Raw genomic sequence first — 20,083 nt, 5'->3', positions numbered from 1 at the left:
TGATTGGTTTAGCGGGACGAAGCGAGGGGCGGAGCCGCAGCCCCGCCCCTCATCACCGCGGAACTACTGGCTCAGCTCGTACTTGCCCGCGAAGTCGAGCGAGTTCAGGCCTCCGGCCATGCAGCCGCCCGCCGCCGAGGCGAGGTCGAACTGCGCGCTGCCCTTGTGGGAGGACTCGGCGAACTCACCGGAGGTGGTCTTGCCGGTGAACGCGCCGCCCGCGGGCTTGCTCGCGTTGGTGAGGTCGCCTTCGAGGTTCAGCTCGAAGTTCGCCTTGCTGGTCTTGGTGCTGCCGTCCTCGTACTTCCACGTGATGTCGACGTCGCCGCCGACACCGCGCGGCAGGGAGGTGCACGACATCTTGCCCGCCATGTCACCGGTGAACGTCGCGCTCACGACGCCCTCGGCAGCACGGCCGGCCGGGGCGCAGTTGGTCGCCTGGCCGTCGACCTTCAACTGGGTGTCCGCTCCGGCGGGGTTCATCGACAGCGCCGGGGCGAACGCGGCCGTTCCGCTCAGGTCGCACGACAGCAGCGCTTTGGCGTCGGGCGCGGGGGAGGGTTCGGCGTGCGCCGACACGGTGGCGGCGATCAGCGGAGCGGCGACCAGCGCGGCGGTCGCGCCGAAAATGCCGGACTTCTTCCCGAATTTGGAGAGCATGCGAATTGAACTCCTTAGTTCACAAAGGGTTGAAGGGTCGTCCTTCGATTCAGAATGGGAGCACGATTCCCTGCCATCGGCAGTCCGTGTCGCACGATCGAGCGCACTATCCATGCGCAGGCACTGATGCAGAACCCTTCTCCCTGCGCGGGTTTTCGGCCATTGCTACAGTCCGATCCGCTGTTTTCCGGGGTTTCCGACCTAGGCGCCCCGGGTGGAGCACGTCTTCATCGCGGGCGGTTCCGCGGTGAGCAATTGTGGAAAGGGAATATGCCATGAGAATCCGGCGAATCGCATCGGTTCTGCTCGCCTCCGGTCTGCTGGCTGTGGGACTCGTGGGATCGGCCGGTGCACAAGCCCCGTCCGGCCAGGTCCTGGTGTTCATCGCCGACGCAGTGGTCCCCGTTCAGAAGTTCCAGGACCCGCAGGGCTGCCACGCGCTGCCGACCGGGACCCACGTGGTCATCAACGACACGGGCCGCGCGATCACGCTGTACCCGACGCCCACCTGCACGGGAGCGGGTATCGAGCTGGCCCCGGAGCACGGCGCGCACGAACTCCCGGCGTTCGGCGGCTTCGAGGCATGAGCGAATCGCGGACCGACCTGGTCGTGGTCGGCCTGGGCTACGTCGGACTGCCGCTGTTGGCCCGCGCCCACGAGACCGGCATGAGCACCGCCGGTTTCGACATCTCCACCGAGGTGGTGGCCGGGCTCAACGCGGGTCGCTCGCACGTGGCCGACGTCCCGGGCCCCGCGGTCGCCGACATGGTGGCCGCGGGGTTCCGCGCCACGAACGAGGCCGCGGTGATCGCCGACGCCGACACCGTCGTGCTGTGCGTGCCCACCGGGCTGACCGGCGGCGTTCCCGACTTGAGGGCGGTCCGCGCCGCCGCGCGGTCGGTGGCCGGTCAGCTGCGGCCGAACACCTTGGTCGTGCTCGAATCCACCTCCTACCCGGGGACGACCGAGGACGTCGTCCGCCCGATCCTGGAGAGCGGCAGCGGACTTCGCGCGGGCGAGGACTTCCACCTCGCCTACTCGCCGGAACGCATCGATCCCGGCAACCCGCAGTTCGGCGTGCGCAACACCCCGAAGGTGATCGCGGGCGTGACCCCGCTGTGCGCCAAGTACGGGGTGGCGTTCTACGGCCGCTTCATCGACACCCTCGTCGTCTCGCGCGGGACGCGCGAGGCGGAGATGGCCAAACTGCTGGAGAACACCTACCGCTACGTCAACATCGCGCTGGTCAACGAGGTGGCGCTGTTCTGCGACCGGATCGGGATCGACGTGTGGGACGTGCTGCACTGCGCGGGCACCAAGCCCTTCGGCTACGCCCCCTTCCAGCCAGGGCCCGGTGTCGGCGGGCACTGCATCCCGGTCGACCCCGTGTACCTCCAAAGCGCCGCTGAGAGTGCCGGTTTCGCGTTCCGGACGTTGGCCGCCGCCCGCGAGGTGAACGAGCGGATGTCCGAGCACGTGGTGTCCCGGGCGCAGCAGCTGCTGCGCGACAGCGGTGCTCCCGTCGCCGGTGCCAAGGTGCTGCTGCTGGGGGTGAGCTACAAGCCCGACATCGCCGACATCCGGGAGACACCGGCGGTTCCGGTCGCCGCCGGACTGCTGCGCGCCGGTGCCGAGGTCGCCTACCACGACCCGCACGTGCCCGGGTTCGAAGTCGTCGGCCGGCCGCTGAACCGCGTGGAGCACCTCGACGACGGTCTGCGGGAAGCCGACGTCGCGATCGTGCTGCAGGACCACTCCTGCTACGACCCCGTCCGGCTGGTCGCCTCGCGGTGCCTGCTGCTGGACACCCGAGGCACACTCGCCGGGGAGAACGTGCGGCATCTCTGAACGCTGCTGTTCTGCCAGGCGGTGCGGTTGGCAGAGCCTCCGAAGGGAGAGCGCTGCGGTCTTCCTGCTCCGGGCGCGCCGACTCCCGTCCGTCCACGTGACCACGTCGGCGCGTCCTCGCAGGAGCACCGCCTCAGAACCCGCGGCGGTGCGCGCTGAGGCCCACCCGGGAAGCGACTACCGCCGCTTCCGGGGTCTGGGCGAAGGACAGCTCTGCCTCCGGCCTGAGCCCCAGATCGCCGCCGCTGAGCGGTGTGTCGGTGTGGACGAGGATGTTGTAGTGGTTGGGGAAGTGGCAGGCGTCGAAGCCGAGCACGGTGCCGACGAAGCGGTCGCCGATGCGGAGCAGGTCGCCGCGGTCGATCACGCCGCCCTGGCCGAACTCGGCGAAGCCGAGGAACGCCACCCGGTCGATGCGCGCTCCCGACGCCGTCTCGACGTGGTCGGTGGTGACGAGTTCGTGCACGTCACCGGCCCGGACGCAGCGGCTCGCGTGCGGCTCGAGCGACATTCCCCGCTCGTGGCGCTGATGCACCAGGACCTTGACGACCCGTGCCGTCAACGTCCTCTTCGGACCGTCCTCCTCGGGGTTCACCGCACCTCCCGGTAGACCGCGTGCACGAGTTCCAGCGCCGCCAGCCCGTCGGCATCGGTGCCGGTCGTGGAGGCGAAGGTGTCGAGCACCCCGCGGTACTCGTGCCACAGCGAGTTCTTGAACCCCGGATGCCCGGCCAGCATGTCGGCGCGCAGCCGAGCTCCGTCCGCCAGCAGCACCTCCACGTCCTTGGTCTCGCCCGGGTGCGACCAGTCCAGCTCGACGACGGCCGGGACCCCGGAGGCCGAGTCCAGCTCGACGACGGCCTGCCGGTCGGTGCCGCGCTCCTGCTTGACCGCGGCGTGCGCGAGCTCGACGTCACCGAGGAGCAGCCGGACGAGGTCGAAGGCGTTGGGCCCGTTGTCGGCCACGCACCCGCCTCCGCAGCGCGCCGGGTCGAGGTACCAGGTGTCGCCGCCGATGTGCTCCTCGATGCGTTCGAGGTAGCGCACCCGCATCGCCGTCGCCCCGCCGCGCGCGGCCACCTCGGAGCGCAGCCGGAGCACGTTGTCGTTGTAGCGGCGGTGGAAGGAGGTCAGCAGCGGTACTCCCATCAGCCTGGACAGATCCACCAGCTCGCGGGCGTCGGCCAGGGCGACCGCGAGGGGTTTCTCCACGCACACCGCGATGCCGCGGCTCAGCGCGTCCCGGCAGACCTCGGCGTGGACGTCGTTGGGGGCGGTGACGATGACACCGTCGAGCTCGACGCGTCCGAACAGCTCTTGGTGGTCCTGGGAGCGGTGGACCTCCGGTGCGAAGCCGCGCAGCTTCTCGGGGCGCACGTCGCACACCGCGCTCAGCCGCCAGTCCGGGTCGGCCTCGATGGCGGCGAGGTAGTACGCCGAGATGGCGCCGAGCCCGACGACCGCGACGCGGCGCATCAGCCGACCACCGCTTCGTCGAGTTCGAGCAGCTGCACGAGCAGCCCTCGCCGGACCGGAACGCCGTCCCGCCGCCGTCGCATCGCCCGCTCCGCCTCCCGCCAGCCCGGGTAGCGCACCTCGCCGGTGGGCGGGCAGTCGAGCACCGCGCCGAACATCGCCCGCGCGGCCTCGGCGAAACCGGGACGCAGCCGCTCGCCGTCGATGGCCAGCACGAAGTAGCCGATGTCGTCGTCGCGCCCGGTGTCGCCGAGCAGCGCCTCCCGGGTGGGCCCGAGGGCGGAACCGGACAGCAGGGCGGAGAGGAGTTCGACGACCAGTCCGAGGCCGAATCCCTTGTAGACGCCGGTGTCGGCGTCTCCGCCGAGCCAGCGCAGGTGGGCGGTGCCGTCGTCGAAGGCGCTGGGATCGGTGACCGGGCTCCCGGTGTCGTCGGCCAGCCACCCCTGCGGGATCGCCGCACCGTCTCCGGCGGCGACCCGGACCTTGCCGGTGGGCACCACGGTCGTGCTCATGTCCAGCAGGAACGGGTGGTCGGGCAACGCCGGTGCGGCCACCGCGAGGGGATTGGTGCCCAGCAGCGGCAGCGAACCCCGCGGAGGACGGGCGATGCGCTGACCGCCGCAGTTGCTCGCGACGACACCGATCAGGCCCTGCTCCGCGGCGCGTGCCGCGTGAAAACCGGCGCAGCCGAAGTGGGTGGCGCCGTGCACCGACACCAGGCCGATCCCGTGCTGCCGGGCGCGCTCGATCGCGTCGTCCATCGCCTCCGACGCCGCCCACAGGCCCAGCGCACGTCCGGCGTCGATCGTCGCGCACGCGCCCAGATCGGTCCGGGTGACCGGCTCGGCGCGCGGGTCGACGCGGTCTGCGCCGAACAGCGGCAGGTACAGGCGGGGGAGGTTGAACACCCCGTGCGAGTCGAAGCCGCACAGGTCGCCGTGGCACAGCGCGGAGGCCGCCAGCCGGGCGCGATCGTCGGGCACGCCGCGTGCGCGGAACTGCTCGGTGACCAGGCGGTGCAGTCGTTCGTGCGGGACCTGCACGACGTCAGGCTGCGGGTGCATCGTGGTGTTCCTCTCCGGTGCGTTGCCGGGCGAATCCGGTGAGCACGGCCGAGACGACGGCCGCGAACTCCTCCAGCTCGGCGCGGTCGGCGTACTCGCCTTCGGCGTGGGCGTTGTTGGTGTCCAGGCGGCCGGGCCCGAGCACGGCGGTGTAGCTGCCGGGCCGGTCGTGCAGCCATATCGCGTCGCAGGTGAAGCCCGGTTCGTCGTCCGGCCAGCGCTGCGCGCCGGAGCGGGCGAGCAGGTCTTCGGCCCACGGGTCGCTGTTGTTCAGGCAGGGCAGGCCGCGCTTGAGCCAGTCGACGCGGGTGATCGCCGCCGCGTCCCGCGCGGTGCGGGCGAACTCGCGGCTCCCGGTGAACAGCTCGCGGAACCGGTCGAGCCCGGCCTCGACCTCGCGGTGCAGCGCGCCCTCGGCGTCGGCGCCTTCAGCCGTGGTGGCGTAGGAGAGGTTGAGCAGCAGTTCACCGGAGCCGTAGACGCGGTTGTGCAGGTCACCGGTGCGCAGTCCGGCGACGCACAACCGGCCGGGGCGGTCGGCCGGATCGAGCCGGTCGGCCAGGTGCTGGGCGAGGAAGCCGAGCAGGACGGTCGCGTTGTGGCCGGCGTCGGGCCGGTCGTCGATCGACCCGTGGCCGTCGACCCGGATCCGCGCGGTCATCGACGCCGTGGATCGCGGCAGGTAGCGCAGGCCGGTGGGTTCGCAGCAGATGTTGAGCCGGCCGACGTGACCGCGCTCGACGAGCGGGCGGGTGCCGAAGGTGCCCATCGCACCGCCCTCCTCGCCCGACACCACCTGCAGCAGAACGGAAACGTCCTGCCCCACCGAGGGTTCGGCGGCGACGGCGTCCCGAATTCCCGAGAGCAGCGCCACCGAGGGGCCTTTCGCGTCGATCGAGCCGCGACCGGTGAACCGCCCCGCGTGCAGGCCGGCGGGTTCGAGACCCGCGACGGTGTCCAGGTGCACGTTGAACATCACCGTCTCCGATCGCGGCAGGTCGGGCCCGAGCCGCAGCAGCAGGCTCGGCTGCGCGTCGAGGAAGCCAGGCCCCGCTCGGCGGACGACTGCGGGCACGTCGGAGCGGTCGAGCACCCTCGGATCGGGCGGGCCGTGGTGCAGCACCTGGAACCCGATCTCCTCGGCGGCGCGGGCGTAGCGGCGCTGGGCCGGCCAGAGCTGCGGGGTCTCCGCGGTCTCCAGCGGGCTGACCGTCGGCGTTCCCAGCAGTTCCAGCAGCAGCGCGCAGTCGTCGTCGGTGAAGGGCATCAGGCGACGCCGGTGGGTGCGGTCTGCAACAGCTCCGCCAGCCGTCGCCCGGCCCGCAGGAACGGATCAGGATCGGTGGCGGTCAGTCCCTCGTGCGGCCGCGTGAGCAGGTGCGGTTCGAGGGAGAACACGCCGGGGTAACCGTGGTCGAGCAGCATCCGCAGGCACTCGCGCACGCGCGCGTCGCCGTCACCGGGGAGCACGTACTCGGCGTGGCCGGGGGAGCCGACGGCGTCCTTGACGTGCACGTGCTCGACGTGCGGCAGGATCCGCTGCAGCACGGCGACGGCGTCGTAGCCGTGCTCGACGCCGTTGCCCACGTCGAACAGCAGCCGCAGGCACGGCCCACCGGCGTCCACAAGCCGCAGCATCCGCTCGGGGTCCGACTCCGCCCAGCCCGAGCAGTTCTCGTGCAGCAGCACCACGCCGTGGCGGGCCGCTCGGTCGCCCAGCAGCGCGATCCGGTCCAGCACTCGCGCCTGCCACTCCGGTTCCTCCAGACCGTCGGAGAGGTAGGACATGATCCTGATGTAGCGGGTGCCCAGGCTCGCGCACCGCTCGGCCAGCACGTCGAGTTCGCGCAGGTCGGCCGTCGGTGGCGCGGTGATGGGACGTGACCAGTTGCCGATGCGCGAATCCAGGCACACCACGCGCAGCCCGGCGGCCCGGACCGCCCGGTGCACCCGCAGGAACCGGGAGGAGTCCAGATCGGCCAGTGCGAGGCCGTCGACCGCGCGCAGCTCGATGCCGGACCAGCCGAGCTCGGTGATCGCGGCGATCTGCTCCGGCAGTGTGGCGGCGGCTTCGTCGCCGATCCCGGCGAGCTGGTCAGCGTGCATGCGCGAGCGTCCTCTCCTTGGCCGCGGTGAGCAGTCGGATGATGTCGGCGTGCAGGCCGAAGGTGCCGTGCTCGCCGGCGGGCCGGAGGTGGTGGAGGTAGGTGCGGACCATCCAGCGGGTCAGCGCGTCGTCGCGGAAAACCGCTCTGCGGCCGTTGATGTCGAGCTGCGCGTGGTCGTCGTCGGCCCCGATCGGGTAGTGGCCGACGACCCGGCCGCCGTCGAGTTCGAGGGTGATGCGGCGGCGCCGGATCGGCGCGGTCAGGTCGGATCGGATCTCGCTGCGCACACCGCTCGCGTGCATCAGCGCCAGCCGGGCGCTTCCCAGCCTGGGCAGCACGGTGTCGGCGAAGCGCATGTCGGCGCACTCGGCCTCGGCGAGCTCGGCGGCACCGGCCAGCCGCAGCACGACGCCGAGCGAGTGCGGCAGCTCCACGTCGAACGCGGTCGGGTGCCCGCTGGTCGCGCAGGACCGGGTGAAGCGGGGTTTGTCCTGGTCGAAGGTGATCGACCGCAGTCTGCCGCGCGCGACCAGCCCGGTCAGGTGCTCGGTGAGGCGGGAGTCGAGCCAGTGGCTGACCACCGCGATGTCCAGGTCGTGCCGGTCGCGCAACGCGCTGATCGCCGCCAGCTCGTCCAGGCCGGTGGCCAGCGGTTTCTCGACGATGATGCGGCGGAACCCGCGCTCGGCGAGTTCGGCGAGGACCGCCGCGCGCCCCTGCGGCGGCGTGCAGACGTGGGCGACGGTGCGGTTCGGGTCGAGCAGCGCGGACGCGGCGGCGATCGAGTCGGTCGCGGTGACGTCCGGCCGGTGCCGTCTGGCGTCGGGGTCGCAGGCCACCACGGGACCGGGTGCGAACAGCCCGGACGCGGTCTCGCGGACCTGCGCCAGCACCCGCAGGTGCAGGCCCGATCCGGCACGGCCGAGCCCGATCACGAAGGGTTGCAGCATCGCACGATGTCCTCTGTGGACCAGTAGGTGAGGTGGGCGCGCCGGAGATCCCGGCTCCGGCCGACTGTACAGATCGCCTCGGGAGCCGGAAGTCGTTCTGCCGACGGAAAAACGGTGTCTCACTGAAAGGAGTGAAGATGGCTCTTCCAGCCGTCGGAGACGATCAGGACTCGTTAGGTTCGATCTAGGTCCGGCAGCGGTACCGAGCGCTTCACAGGGGGTTGGTCGACGGTGTCCCTCGGGACGGAATTCGTTGGGGGAGTCGCGGAAGGTCCTGTTCCGTTCTTCACCCAGGCGCGCACCTTCGAAAGGCTCTGGCCGGAGATCAGCGGCCGCATCTGCGACGTCTTCGACAACGGGAAGTTCTCCCACGGGCAGCAGGTCGGCGAACTCGAGACCGCGCTCGCGGAATGTACCGGTGCGCGGCGGGTGGTCGGCGTCAACAGCGGGACCGATGCGCTGGTCCTGCTGCTGCGGGCCCTCGGCGTCCGCTCCGGCGACGAGGTCGTGGTCCCCGCGTACTCCTTCATCGCCACCGCCACGGCCGTGGTCCTCGCCGGCAGCACACCGGTGTTCGCCGACATCGACCCGGCCACCTACGCGCTGGACCCGGTCGAGATCGCCCGGGTCGCCACATCGCGCACCCGCTTCGTGATGCCCGCGCACCTGTTCTGCCGGATGGCCGACGTGGACGGGATCAACGAGGTCGCGCGCGACCTCGGGCTGACGGTGGTCGAGGACAGCGCTGAGGCGATCGGCATGCGCCACGGCGGCGTCCACGCGGGCCTGCACGGTGCGGGCGGCGTGCTGTCGTTCTTCCCCACCAAGACGCTCGGCGCGCTCGGCGACGCTGGCGCGGTCCTCACCGACGACGACCACGTGGCCGACACCGTCGCGGCGCTGCGCCACCACGGGCGGGTCGGCCGGACCCTCGACGACTTCCCGGCGATCTCCACCGAGACCGCGATGGCGGGCACCAACAGCAAGATGGACGACATCCAGGCCGCGATCCTGCTCGCCAAGCTGCGGCACCTCGACGACGACATCGCCCGCCGCGCCGAGCTCGCCGAGCGCTACCGGGCCGGCCTGGACGGCATCGTGCGCTTGCCGGATCCCGGCGACGCGCCGGTGTTCTACGTGCAGCTGATCGAGGTCGAGCTCCGCGACGCGCTGGCCGAACACCTCGCCGAGCGGGGCATCGGCACCGAGGTCTACTACCCGGCACCGCTGCACCTGCAGCCGTGCTTCGCCGCGCACGGCCACCGCCGGGGCGACTTCCCGCGCGCCGAGACCGCCAGCGCCCGAGCCCTCGCGCTCCCGCTGCACGCCGACCTGGAGCACGAGCAGGTCGACCGGGTGTGCGCGACGATCCGCGAGTTCTACACCGGGAGGCCCTGATGGAGATCCCGTTCTTCCCGCCCGACCTGTTCGACGACGACCGCAAGGTGATGCTCGACCTCATCCGCGAGATCGGCGTGGCACCGGAGCAGAAGTTCATCCTCGGCGAGCGCACCCGGGTCTTCGAGGAGACGCTGCGCGACGACCTCGGCGCGGCCGACGTCGTCGCCTGCGGCAGCGGCACCAGCGCGCTGGGCCTCGTGCTGCGCGCGATGGAGATCGGTCCCGGTGACGAGGTCGTGGTCCCGGCCTTCGGGTGCGCTCCGCTGGCCTCGGCCGTGCTGGAGGTCGGCGCGCAGCCCGTGTTCGCCGACGTCGACGCGGGCACCGGGGTCGTCGACCCCGAGGACGTGGCCGCGCGGATCACCCACCGCACCAAGGCGATCATGCCCGCGCACATGTTCTCGGTCATGGCCGACATGCCCCGGTTGACCGAGATCGCCGCCTCGCGCGGGGTGCGGCTCGTCGAGGACTCCGCGGTCGCGCAGGGCGCGGTCCTGGCGGGAACTCCGGCCGGGTTGTGGGGCGAGGCGGGCGTCTACTCGTTCGTGCAGGTCAAGTCCTTCGGCATGCCGGGGGAGGGCGGTGCGGTGGTGACCCGCGACGCCGAGCTGGGCGCGCGGGTGCGGATGCTGCGCAACCACGGCCAGCGGACCCGGTTCGTGCACGAGCTGGTGGGCACCAACAGCCGATTCGACGAGATCCAGGCCGCGTTCCAGACCTACCGCTACTCCGGGTTCGCCGAACGCCTCGCGCGCCGCGCCGACATCGCCGACCGCTACACGGCGTGCTTCACCCCGCTGGCCGACGTCGTCCCACCGCCGCCCGGGCGCGACGGCCGGTGCTACTACGTCTACTGCGTGCAGAGCGACCGGCGCGACGAGCTGCGCGCCTTCCTCGCCGCGCGCGGGATCGGCTCGCACGTGTACTACCCGAGTCCGCTGCCGAAGCAGCCCGCGTTCGCACCGCACGCCCCGGTGGGCGAGGAGTGGCCGGGCGCCGAGCGCACCTGCGCGAGGATCCTGGCGCTGCCGGTGTACCCGCACCTGTCCGACGACGAGGTCGAGCGCGTCGCCGACGCCGTGCGCGAGTTCAGCGAGGGCCCGCATGTCCGCTGAGGTCGTGGGGCACCGCCCGGCCGGCAGCGTTCACGACTACCTGCGGCTCGGCAAGTTCGACGTCTACGACTACTACCTGGGCGTCCTGATCGTCGCCTCGGCCGCACCCGCCGAACCGGTGACGCTGCTGCTGTTTCTGCTCGGCGAGGTCGCGGTGATCGTGGCCGGGGTCGCCTTCGACGACGTCACCGGCTACCGCGACGGCAGCGACCTGGTCAACTACGGACCCGACGACCGGCTGCGCAAGAAGCTCCGCAAACCGCTGGTCGCCGGAACGCTGACCGAGGCGCAGGCGCTGCGGTTCGCCTGGGGCGCGGCGGCGATCGGAGCCGCCCTGTGGACGGCAGCGGTGCTGACCGCTCCGCACCGTCCGATGTGGAGCGTGGTGCTGCTCGTCGTGGTGTTCGCCGCCGCGTTGCAGTACTCCTACGGGCTCAAGCTCAGCTACCGCGGTTTCCAGGAGGCGTTCCTGGTGGTGCTGGGCATGACCCTGGTGCTGGCGCCGCACGGTCTGATCACCGGTCAGTTCTCCGGGTTCGTGCTGGTGCAGGCGGTGCTGTTCGGGATGGGCCCGCTGATGTTCGGGGTGTACTCCAACACCAACGACGTCGACGGCGACCGCGCCGTGGGCCGCCCGACCGTCGCCGCGCTGACCACCGGGCGCGGCAACGCCCGGTTCATCGGCGCGCTGTCGGTGGGCGAGTTCCTGCTGGGCGCCTTGGCGTCGCTCACCGGGGTGGCGCCGTGGTGGTTCGCGTTGCTGGTGCTGCCCGCCACCGCGCTGCGCGCGCGGCAGTACCACCTGGGTTTCGCTGCCGGGGACATCATGCGGGCGCGCAAGCTCGGCTTCACCGCGCACCGCACGTGCGTGGCCCTGCTGGTGCTGGCCAACGTCCTGGTGGCGATCGGATGAGCACCGATGTGGACGTGGCCGTCGTGGGAGCGGGCATCGCCGGGCTCACCGCCGCCCGCGAACTGCGCCGCGCCGGGCTGGACGTGCGGGTCTACGAAGCGGCCGAGCGCGTCGGCGGGCGCATGGCCACCGCCCGCGTCGACGGGTACGCGATCGACACCGGCGCCGAGCAGATCTCCCCGCGCGGCTACCCGGCGACCTGGGACCTGCTGCGCCGATTGGACTTCCGCCCGGCCGACGTGCCGCCGATCGGCAGGCCCATCGCGATGTGGCGGGACGGCGAGGCGCACCTCGGGTTCGGTTCCGCGCGCGGCCTGCTCACCGGAGCCGGGCTGTCCCCGCGCGCACGACTGGACCTGCTGCGGCTGCCGACGCGCATCGACCCGGAGCGCCCGGAGAGTTCGAGCCTGGGCGATGCCACGGTGACCGAGCTCGCCTCGCACCACCACCCCGACCTGCACGACTACCTGCTGCAGCCCGCCGCGTCGTTCTGCCTCTGGGACCCGCGGCGGTCCTCGGCCGCGGTGCTGCTCGGCATGCAGCGGGCGGTCGGCGCCACCTCGACCTGGCGCACCTACTGGGAGGGCATGGACCAGCCCTGCCGCCGCATGGCCGCCGAGCTCGACGTGGTCACCGGGCAGCCGGTGAGCGAGGTGGTCGCCGACGGTGACTCCGCGCGGCTTCGGGTGGGGGAGGACGTCGTCACCGCACGGCAGGTGCTGCTGTGCGTGCCGGCCCCGGTCGCCGCCGCGCTGCACGCCAATCCGCCCGCGGCGGAAGCGGAATTCCTGACCGCGTGCACCTTCACCTCGGCGATCAAGGTGGCCGTCCCGCTCGACGCCCCGGTCGCGCTGCCCGGCAGGCCCTCCCTGCTGATCACCCCGCGCGCCGAGGAGGACGTGCTGGCGGCGATCCTCTTCGACCACCTCAAGCACCCGGGCCGCGTGCCGGCGGGCAAGGGCATGGTGACGGCGGTCGTCAACGCCGAATCCACCCGGGAACTCCTCGCCGCGCCCGACCACGAGGTGGCCTCCCGCGTCACCGAGGCCGCGCGGCGCTACCTGCCGGTCAGCGGCGCGGCGCACGTCCACCGCCACACCTGCGCGCTGCCCGAGTGCACCCCGGCGGCCCTCGCCGCGCTGCCGGGCTTCCGGGGACGCGCGATCGGGCCGGTGGACTACGCGGGGGACTGGGTGAACCTGCGCCCGCACAGCGAAGGGGCGGTCCGCACCGCCGCGCTGGCCGCCTCCCGCGCGCTGAGCAGGTTCGGTTCCGCCATTCCGGTCTGACGAAGGAGTTCGCGTTGCGTCCACACGACATGGGTGCGCTCTTCGACCGAGCCGCCTCGCGAGGTCACGCCACCGCGGTGCACCTGGACCGCCCGTTCGACATCGCGCCCGACGCCGGCATCGAGCACGACGTGCCCGCGCTCGCCGAACTCGTGCGGGCGGCCTCCGGCTGGTGGTGGGCGGCGGGCGCGCGGCCCGGCAGCAGGGTGGCGATCCTCAAGGACGACCACTGGGACATCGACCTGCTCGCCTGCGCCGCCGTTCGCACCGGTGCCGTGCCCGCGAAGCTGTCCGGCGCCCTTCCCGCCGAAACGGCTTCGGCGCTGCTGAAACGGCTGGAACCGGACGTCCTGGTGACCTCGCCCCGGCTGATCGAGCGGGCCGCCGAGGAAGGCGTGGACCTGGCCTCGTTCGCGCGCACGACGGTCAGCACGGGACCGGCCCCGGGCTCTGTCCACCTCGACGAGCTGCGCGGGAGCACCGCTGCGCCGCCGCACCGGCGCGGGGACGACGAACCGCTGGTCATCACCCACACCTCCGGCACCACCGGCGTGCCCAAGCTCGTGGTGCACTCGACCCGGTCGATCATCACCAACCTCGCCCGCTTCGAATCGCTCCCGACGCCGGTCGTGGGCATCCGCAAGGACGACGTGCTGGCCACCGCCAGCTCCTACGCCCACGGGCGGACGTTCTGCTGGACGGCCGTGGCCGTGAGCACCGCACCGCGCGAGATCGTCGTCCTGACCGGTCAGGACCCCGACCAGGTCGACCCGGTGCTCCGGCAGCACCCGCCGACCGTCGTGGAGGCGCTGCCCGCCGCGTTCGTGCGGCTCAAGCCGCTGACCACGCGGCTGGCCAACCCGTTCCACCGCACCCGGCTGTTCATCAGCACCTACGACGCCGTGCACCCGCCCACAGTGCGGGCGTTCCTCAAGGCCAGCGGGCGGAAGCGACCGCTGTGGCTGGACGGGTTCGGCCAGACCGAGACCGGTCCGCTGACGTTCCGGTTGCACCACCGCGGCTCGGTGCAGCGGCGGCGCTCCGCCACGCACCCGGCGGGCCGGCCGATCCCGGTGAAGACGCGCCTGAAGCTGGTGGATCCCGGCACCTTCCAGCCGGTGCGGCCCGGAGAACCGGGGCTGCTGCTGGCCCGGACCCGCGCCCTGTGCCTGGACTACCTCGGCGAATCGGAGCGGTTCGCCGCCAAGAAGGTCGGAAACTGGTGGAACACCGGCGATCTCGGCATCCGCGGCAGGGACGGCAGCGTGCACCTGGTCGACCGCGAGGTCGACTGCGCGCCCGAAGGCAGCTGCGTGGCCACCGAGGACACGCTGGAAGAGCGGATCCCGCGCGCGACCGAATGCGTGCTGCTGGCCCGCGCCGACCAACCTCCGCTGCCGGTCGTGATCACCGGCGACGGCGAGCTGTCCGAGCACACCTGGCGCCACGCCTGCCACGGACTGCCCGCGATGTCCGCACCCGTCGTCCTGAGGTGGGAGGACGTGCCGAGAACCGGTACCGGCAAGGTGCGCAGGCTGGAACTGCTGGACCGGCTCACCGGGAACGCCGAGACCTACGGAACCGGGCGGTGGACATGACGGCCCCGATCTACGTCTTCACCAACGGCGGTCCGCACGGCGCCGAGCAGCACCGCTGCATCGCGGCCTCCTACGACCCCATCACCACCGGGCGGCTGGCCGCCACCGGCGTCACCGACGGCTGGCACTGCCTCGACGTCGGCACCGGGCACGGCAGCATCGCCCGCTGGCTGGCGGAGCAGGTCGCCCCGTCCGGAAGCGTGCTGGCCACCGACATCCACCCCGCTGACGTCGAAGCGCACCCGAACCTGACCGTCGCGGTGCACGACATCACCACCGATCCGCTTCCCGCCGAGCGCTTCGACCTGATCGTGGTCCGCATGCTGCTGCAGCACCTCCCGGAGCGGAACGCGGTGCTGCGCGAGCTGGTCGCGGCGCTGAAGCCCGGCGGATGGCTGCAGGTCGACGACCTGGACACCGGCTACGAGCCGGTGCTGCTGGCCACCGACGCCGCGGTGTACGAGAAGTTCCTCGCGGCGAAGACCGGTCACATGCGCTCCCGGGGAGGCGACCCGGAGTGGGGCCGCAAGGCGCCGCTGGCGATGCGCGCGGCCGGGCTGGTCGACGTCGATCCGCGCCCGCACATCGGTTCCCGCCACGCGGGCTCGCCGGAGCTCGCGCTGCAGTACAACCACACCTTCCACCTGCGGGACGGTCTGCTGGCGGCCGGGATGACCGAGGCGGAGCTGGTCCGGGTGCGCGAGGTCATGCGCGACCCGGGCTTCCGGGCGTCGTCGAGCGTTCTGCACTCGGTGCAGGGCAGGAAGCCGTCATGATCGCCGAGCGGGTGGCGGCCGGCCTGCTCCGCGAGTTCGGTGAGGCCCCCGCCGTCTGGTGCGACGTCGACTGGGCCGGGCCGGTGGAGATGGCGTTGCGCGACGAATCCGCCGTGCAGGCGGCCTGCGGGATCATGCACGTCCACGGGCGGGCGTCCGGGATTCCGAGGCGACTCGGCGTCGACTACGCCTCGGCCGTGGCCGGTGTCCTGGCAGTCCACGGGATGCTGGCGGCCGCGCTGGCGCGGGCGCGCGGCGCTCGGATCGAGGCGGTGCGGACCTCCGTCGCGCAGGCGGCGCTGCTGGCGGTGGGCCAGCACCTCGCGGTGGCCACCACCGACGACGAGTGGGACGAGCGGTGGAGCTCCGGACCGCGCCCGCCGTTCCGCTCGCAGGACGGCATCCGGTTCGAGCTCGAAACGCTGCATCCCGAAGGCTGGCAACGGTTCTGGGCCCACCTCGGTGCCGAACCCGCCGACGTCGCCGCAGGCTGGTGGCCGTTCCAGCAGCGCTTCGCCACCGCCTCCTGCGCGCTCCCGGAAGCCCTGCTGGGCCTCCCGCGCCGGTTCCCCTTCCGCGACCTGCTGAAGGCCGCCGCGCGGGCCGAGGTCGGCGTCCTGCCGGTCCGCGACGACCCGGGCCAGCCGACGACCGTCCCCGCCTGCACCTTCCGCGACCTGCCCGGATCGTCGAGCTCCCGTCCCCGGGCGGGAGGTGAACCGCTGGACGGGATCGTCGTCGTCGAGTCGACCCGCCGGATCCAGGGCCCGATGGCCGGTCACGTGCTGCGGATGCTCGGCGCCGAGATCATCCGCGTCGAGCCGCCGGGCGGCGACCCGATGCGCGGCATCCCGCCGATCTCGGGAGACCGCTCGGCCCGGTTCCGCGTGCTCAACGACGGCAAGCGCATCACCGAGGCCGATCTGAAAACCGCTGCCGGGCGGGAGGAACTGCGCGAACTCGTCGCCGCCGCGGACGCCTTCGTGCACAACTGGGCGCCCGGCCGTGCCGAACGCCGCGGACTCGACGCCGACGACCTCGCCCGCGTCCGGCCCGGTCTGGTCTACGCGTGGTCGTCGGGGTGGGCGCCGCTGCCCTGGCCGGATCCGCCGCTGGGCACCGATTTCCTCGTGCAGGCCCACAGCGGCCTGGCCGCCACCGAACCGGACCGCGCGCCGTCGCTGCTGACGCTCACCGACATCATGGGCGGACTGGTCTGCGCGGCAGGCGTCCTGGCGGCGCTGCTGCGCCGCGAGCGCACCGGGCTCGGCGCCCGCGTGGACAGCTCGCTCTACTCTGGCGCGGGCGTCATCCCCCGAACCCCGGCAGGGCCGGCCCGGCTGCTGGAGCGGGATGGCCGGTGGGTGCTGCCCGACGGCACACCGGTGTGCACCGACCTGCGGGAACTCGCCGCCGACCCGCGGTTCAAGCGCGCCCTGAACCACACCACGCACGTGTCACCGCAACCTCCTTGGGAGTTCGCATGACCTGGACGTCGCGCAACGGGATCGAGATCCGCGACCTGGTGCCCGCCGAACTGCGCGCGCACTGGGTCGAGCAGGGACTGTGCCCGGACCGGCCGATCTACGACCTGTTCACCGACAGGGTCCGGTCGCACCCGAGACGCGAAGCCGTCATCGACGGCGAGGTGACGCTGACCTACCAGGACCTCGACCAGGCGGTGCGGCGCGTGGCCGCCGCGCTGAGCGCCGAGGGGTTCGGCGAGGGCGACATCATCGGGATCCGGTTGCCCAACGGGTGGCGCTTGGTGGTCGCGGAACTCGCGGTCGCCGCCATCGGAGCCGTGGTGCTGGCCTACCCCGGAGGGCCCGGGACCAAGGACACGATCAGCCTGCTCGGGCGTTCCCGAGCCGCAGCGGGCATTTTCGGCGACCCCGCTGACGCCGAGGTCGCCGCCGGACTGCCGACGCTGCGCGCGGCGCACGTCTTCGACGACCTCGACAGCGGCGCCGACTGGCACCCGCCTGAGCTCGACCCCGAAGCGCCGGTGCGCATCCTGGTCACCTCCGGCTCGCAGTCCGAACCGAAGATGATCGCCTACTCGCACAACGCGATGGCGGGCGGCCGGGCCAACTACGTGCGGGCCTTGAGCGGCGGCGACGAGCCGATGCGGGCCCTGGCGCTGATGAAGCTCGCGTCCTCCTACGGCTCGCTCGTCACCCACGTGAGCATCGCCGCGCTCGGCGCGACGGTCGTCCTGCAGGACCGCTTCGACGCGGGCGACGCGCTCCGCGCGATCACACGGCACCGGCCGACCCACCTGTTCGGCGTGCCCACGATGCTGCGCAGGCTCACCGAGCACCCCGCCGAGGCGGACGAGGACCTGTCGAGCCTGCGAGCGGTGGTGTCCAGCGCGGCACCGCTGTCGGACGTCACCGCCCGCGCGTGCACCCGCCGGTTCGCCGCGCGCGTCATCACCGTCTACGGCTCCTCCGACGGCATCAACTGCCACACGGCGCTCACCGGCACGGGCGAGGGGACGGGAACCGGCTCGCCGGACCCTGAGGTCGCCGAGATCCGCATCGTCGACGAGCTCGGGCGCGACGCAGGTCCCGGCGAGGCCGGGGAGATCTGGGCGCGCGGGCCGATGACGCCGCTGAGCTACGTCGCCGACGCCGAGCTCGACGAGCGCTACCGCACGCGCGGCGGGTGGGTGCGCAGCGGCGACCGGGGCCTGCTGGACGAGCTCGGGCGGCTGCACGTGCTCGGCAGGCTGGACAACGCCGTGTCGCGCGGCGGTTTCCAGATCAGCCCGGCCGAGGTGGAGCGGGAGATCGGCGCGCATCCCGGCGTGGTGGACGTGGCGTGCGTCGCGGTGCCCGACGATGAGCTGGGGGAGCGGCTGTGCGCCTGCATCAGCCAGGCCGCCGGGAGCGAGGACCTGACGTTGGGCGAGGTCACGGCGTTCCTGGAGGGGGACCGCGGGCTGGAACGGCGCAAGCTCCCGGAGTTCCTGCTCCGGTTGCCGGAACTGCCGCTGGCGCCGACCGGCAAGGTCTGCCGCCGCACGGTCACCGCGATCGCCGTCGAGCGCTTCGCCGCGGATCAGCCCGCGATGAGCTCCTCGTCGAGCCGGCCGTAGTGGTATCCGCGGATGGCTGAGAGCAGTTCGTCGAGGCACAGCGTTCCGCGGCGGCCGACGTCGATGCGCTCGAAGGCCTCCTCGGCCCGCTCCTCGTCGAGGCCGAGGATGACCAGCCAGCGGATGAACTCGGCGCGGTCGAGCTTGCCGTCCCCGTCGCGGTCGCACACGCCGACGACGCCGCCGATGACGGGGCGCAGCGCGCGGTTGAACGCGGCTTCGCCCTGCTCGAAGATCAGGTCTTCGGAGAGGGTGGAGAACTGGGCTTCGGTGATCGTTCCGTCGCGGGAAACCCCGGCCTGATCGGCGCAGAGGTCGAAGAGCGCGCCGAGGGAGGCGCGAAGGCGCGCGGCCGCCGGGTCGGCCGGGTCGACGCCGAAGGCCCCGGCGATCCGCTCGGCCTCGCGCTCGACGTCCTGGCGGGTCAGCTCGCCGCTGCCGGCGAGGTCCCACCGGGCGAACCGGGTCTTGATCCGGCCCTGCGCCACACACCGATCCACTCGACACCATCCACAATAGACTGTGAATTCCGCTGGAGCGAAACGACAATAACCCGGGTCCGATCATCTCGCCGGATCGCGCGCCGCGCCCGCGAGAACTGGGTACATTAGGGCGCGCCCGGTTTCGAGAGGTGGTGCTCGTGGAGTCGTTGGCCGCGGAGATCGAGGGGATCGCGCTGGTGGATCACCACGCGCACGGGGTGCTGCCCGCTGATCCGGGGCGCGCGGAGTTCGAAGGCCTGCTCACCGAGTCCGACCGCGCCGTTCCGCCGTGGATGACGCAGTTCGACTCGCCGCTCGGGTTCGCGGTGCGGCGGTGGTGCGCCCCGGTGCTGGGGCTGGCGCCGCACGCCGCGCCGGAGGAGTACCTGGCGGTCAGGGGAACGCTGGGCTGGAACGAGGTGACCCGGAGGATGCTCGACGCGTCCGGAGTCGGGTGCGTGCTGCTCGAGACCGGCCTCGACAGCGGTCTCGGCGTAGCGGAGTTCGCCGGGCTGGCGGGAAGGCCGGTTCACGAGGTCGTCCGCCTGGAAGCGGTGCTGGAGGAGGTCGCCGAATCCGGGGTGTCGGCGGCGGAGCTGCCGTCGCGGTTCCGCGAGGCGTTGGCGAGCCGGTCGGCGGTGGGCCTGAAGAGCATCATCGCCTACCGGTACGGCTTCGACTTCGACCCGGAGCCGCCCGGCGAGGCCGAGGTCGTCCGGGCGGCCGGCGCGTGGCTCCGGCAGGGCGCCACCCGGGTGAGCGATCCGGTGCTGCTGCGGTTCGCGCTGTGGGCGGGTGTGGAGCGCGGACTGCCGATCCAGCTGCACACCGCCTACGGCGATCCCGACCTGGAGCTGCACCGCTGCGATCCGCTGCTGCTGACCCGGTTCATCAAGAACGTCGAGCCGCGCGGCGTGGACCTGCTGCTGTTGCACTGCTACCCGTTCCACCGCAACGCCGCCTACCTCGCCCAGGTCTTCCCGCACGTCCACTTCGACGTCGGACTGGCGATCAACCACACCGGAGCGCGCTCGGCCGCGGTGATCGCCGAATCCCTGGAGCTCGCCCCGTTCGCCAAAGCCCTCTACTCCTCCGACGCCTGGGGCCTGCCGGAGCTGCACCACCTCGGCGCCCGGCTCTGGCGCAGCGGGATGAGCCGGGCGCTGGCCCACCACGTCGAATCCGGCGACTGGTCCTTCGACGACGCGGTCCGGGTGGCCCGCATGATCGGCCGCCACAACGCCGAGCGCGTCTACCGCCTGCGCTGAGCCGGATCCGTGGCGACGACGCGGTGGG

Annotated in this window: 19 protein-coding genes; 11 read left to right on the top strand and 8 right to left on the bottom strand. The window is 72.4% G+C overall.

What is annotated here, in order from left to right; translation table 11 throughout:
• Positions 1-63: 63 nt before the first annotated feature.
• A complete protein-coding gene (locus E1202_RS07185; protein ID WP_132681772.1) occupies positions 64-660 on the bottom strand; it encodes a hypothetical protein in 597 nt (198 codons plus the stop codon).
• A gap of 275 nt (positions 661-935) precedes the next feature.
• Between E1202_RS07185 and E1202_RS07180 the strand changes: the two genes are divergently transcribed.
• Together E1202_RS07180 and E1202_RS07175 are read left to right on the top strand one after the other, a co-directional pair.
• Positions 936-1,247, top strand: coding sequence for a hypothetical protein (locus E1202_RS07180; RefSeq protein ID WP_132681771.1), 312 nt, complete (start codon positions 936-938; stop codon positions 1,245-1,247).
• Positions 1,244-2,509, top strand: coding sequence for a nucleotide sugar dehydrogenase (locus E1202_RS07175; RefSeq protein ID WP_132681770.1), 1,266 nt, complete (start codon positions 1,244-1,246; stop codon positions 2,507-2,509). The genes E1202_RS07180 and E1202_RS07175 overlap by 4 nt, the downstream gene beginning before the upstream one ends.
• 133 nt (positions 2,510-2,642) lie before the next feature.
• On the opposite strand, the gene E1202_RS07170 is transcribed toward E1202_RS07175, so the two are convergent.
• Genes E1202_RS07170 through E1202_RS07145 form a run of 6 tightly spaced genes read right to left on the bottom strand, consistent with a single transcriptional unit; the run spans position 2,643 to position 8,110 of the window.
• Entirely contained in the window at positions 2,643-3,104 is a 462-nt protein-coding gene (locus tag E1202_RS07170; RefSeq protein WP_207918495.1) for a DUF6917 domain-containing protein, read from the bottom strand.
• Positions 3,101-3,985 (bottom strand): Gfo/Idh/MocA family protein, encoded by an 885-nt coding sequence (locus E1202_RS07165; RefSeq protein WP_132681769.1) that lies wholly within the window; start codon positions 3,983-3,985, stop codon positions 3,101-3,103. The genes E1202_RS07170 and E1202_RS07165 overlap by 4 nt, the downstream gene beginning before the upstream one ends.
• On the bottom strand, positions 3,985-5,052 hold the full coding sequence (locus E1202_RS07160) for an Ldh family oxidoreductase (RefSeq protein WP_132681768.1): 1,068 nt from the start codon (positions 5,050-5,052) through the stop codon (positions 3,985-3,987). The genes E1202_RS07165 and E1202_RS07160 overlap by 1 nt, the downstream gene beginning before the upstream one ends.
• Positions 5,036-6,319, bottom strand: coding sequence for a M20/M25/M40 family metallo-hydrolase (locus E1202_RS07155; protein WP_132681767.1), 1,284 nt, complete (start codon positions 6,317-6,319; stop codon positions 5,036-5,038). Before E1202_RS07155 ends, E1202_RS07160 begins: the two co-directional genes overlap by 17 nt.
• Positions 6,319-7,158 (bottom strand): sugar phosphate isomerase/epimerase family protein, encoded by an 840-nt coding sequence (locus tag E1202_RS07150; RefSeq protein ID WP_132681766.1) that lies wholly within the window; start codon positions 7,156-7,158, stop codon positions 6,319-6,321. The genes E1202_RS07155 and E1202_RS07150 overlap by 1 nt, the downstream gene beginning before the upstream one ends.
• The gene (locus E1202_RS07145) at positions 7,148-8,110 is read right to left on the bottom strand and encodes a Gfo/Idh/MocA family oxidoreductase (RefSeq protein WP_132681765.1); all 963 of its coding nucleotides are present in this window, start codon (positions 8,108-8,110) and stop codon (positions 7,148-7,150) included. Before E1202_RS07145 ends, E1202_RS07150 begins: the two co-directional genes overlap by 11 nt.
• A 231-nt stretch (positions 8,111-8,341) precedes the next feature.
• Here E1202_RS07145 and E1202_RS07140 point away from each other — a divergent pair, with 231 nt between their 5' ends.
• The 8 genes from E1202_RS07140 to E1202_RS07105 are packed head-to-tail and all read left to right on the top strand — an operon-like array spanning position 8,342 to position 18,305.
• Entirely contained in the window at positions 8,342-9,508 is a 1,167-nt protein-coding gene (locus tag E1202_RS07140) for a DegT/DnrJ/EryC1/StrS family aminotransferase (RefSeq protein WP_132681764.1), read from the top strand.
• A complete protein-coding gene (locus tag E1202_RS07135) occupies positions 9,508-10,626 on the top strand; it encodes a DegT/DnrJ/EryC1/StrS family aminotransferase (protein WP_132681763.1) in 1,119 nt (372 codons plus the stop codon). Before E1202_RS07140 ends, E1202_RS07135 begins: the two co-directional genes overlap by 1 nt.
• Entirely contained in the window at positions 10,616-11,539 is a 924-nt protein-coding gene (locus E1202_RS07130) for a UbiA family prenyltransferase (RefSeq protein ID WP_132681762.1), read from the top strand. The genes E1202_RS07135 and E1202_RS07130 overlap by 11 nt, the downstream gene beginning before the upstream one ends.
• A complete protein-coding gene (locus E1202_RS07125) occupies positions 11,536-12,828 on the top strand; it encodes a protoporphyrinogen/coproporphyrinogen oxidase (protein WP_132681761.1) in 1,293 nt (430 codons plus the stop codon). Before E1202_RS07130 ends, E1202_RS07125 begins: the two co-directional genes overlap by 4 nt.
• A gap of 14 nt (positions 12,829-12,842) precedes the next feature.
• On the top strand, positions 12,843-14,426 hold the full coding sequence (locus E1202_RS07120; protein ID WP_328590959.1) for a class I adenylate-forming enzyme family protein: 1,584 nt from the start codon (positions 12,843-12,845) through the stop codon (positions 14,424-14,426).
• The gene (locus E1202_RS07115) at positions 14,423-15,202 is read left to right on the top strand and encodes a class I SAM-dependent methyltransferase (protein ID WP_132681760.1); all 780 of its coding nucleotides are present in this window, start codon (positions 14,423-14,425) and stop codon (positions 15,200-15,202) included. The genes E1202_RS07120 and E1202_RS07115 overlap by 4 nt, the downstream gene beginning before the upstream one ends.
• Positions 15,199-16,689 carry a CoA transferase gene (locus E1202_RS07110; RefSeq protein ID WP_132681759.1) on the top strand — a complete coding sequence of 497 codons (1,491 nt, stop codon included), beginning with the start codon at positions 15,199-15,201 and terminating at the stop codon, positions 16,687-16,689. Before E1202_RS07115 ends, E1202_RS07110 begins: the two co-directional genes overlap by 4 nt.
• Positions 16,686-18,305 (top strand): class I adenylate-forming enzyme family protein, encoded by a 1,620-nt coding sequence (locus tag E1202_RS07105; protein ID WP_132681758.1) that lies wholly within the window; start codon positions 16,686-16,688, stop codon positions 18,303-18,305. The genes E1202_RS07110 and E1202_RS07105 overlap by 4 nt, the downstream gene beginning before the upstream one ends.
• Here E1202_RS07105 and E1202_RS07100 read toward each other — a convergent pair.
• Complete coding sequence (locus E1202_RS07100; RefSeq protein WP_235877820.1) at positions 18,269-18,793, bottom strand: EF-hand domain-containing protein; 525 nt, start codon at positions 18,791-18,793, stop codon at positions 18,269-18,271. The two genes, E1202_RS07105 and E1202_RS07100, sit on opposite strands and share 37 nt — an antisense overlap.
• Before the next feature lie 152 nt (positions 18,794-18,945).
• Here E1202_RS07100 and E1202_RS07095 point away from each other — a divergent pair, with 152 nt between their 5' ends.
• Positions 18,946-20,055 (top strand): amidohydrolase family protein, encoded by a 1,110-nt coding sequence (locus E1202_RS07095; RefSeq protein WP_207918494.1) that lies wholly within the window; start codon positions 18,946-18,948, stop codon positions 20,053-20,055.
• Positions 20,056-20,083 lie beyond the last annotated feature (28 nt).

Source organism: Saccharopolyspora karakumensis (assembly GCF_004349225.1).
GTDB classification, from domain to species: domain Bacteria; phylum Actinomycetota; class Actinomycetes; order Mycobacteriales; family Pseudonocardiaceae; genus Saccharopolyspora; species Saccharopolyspora endophytica.
This window is presented reverse-complemented; position numbering and strand designations above follow the sequence as displayed.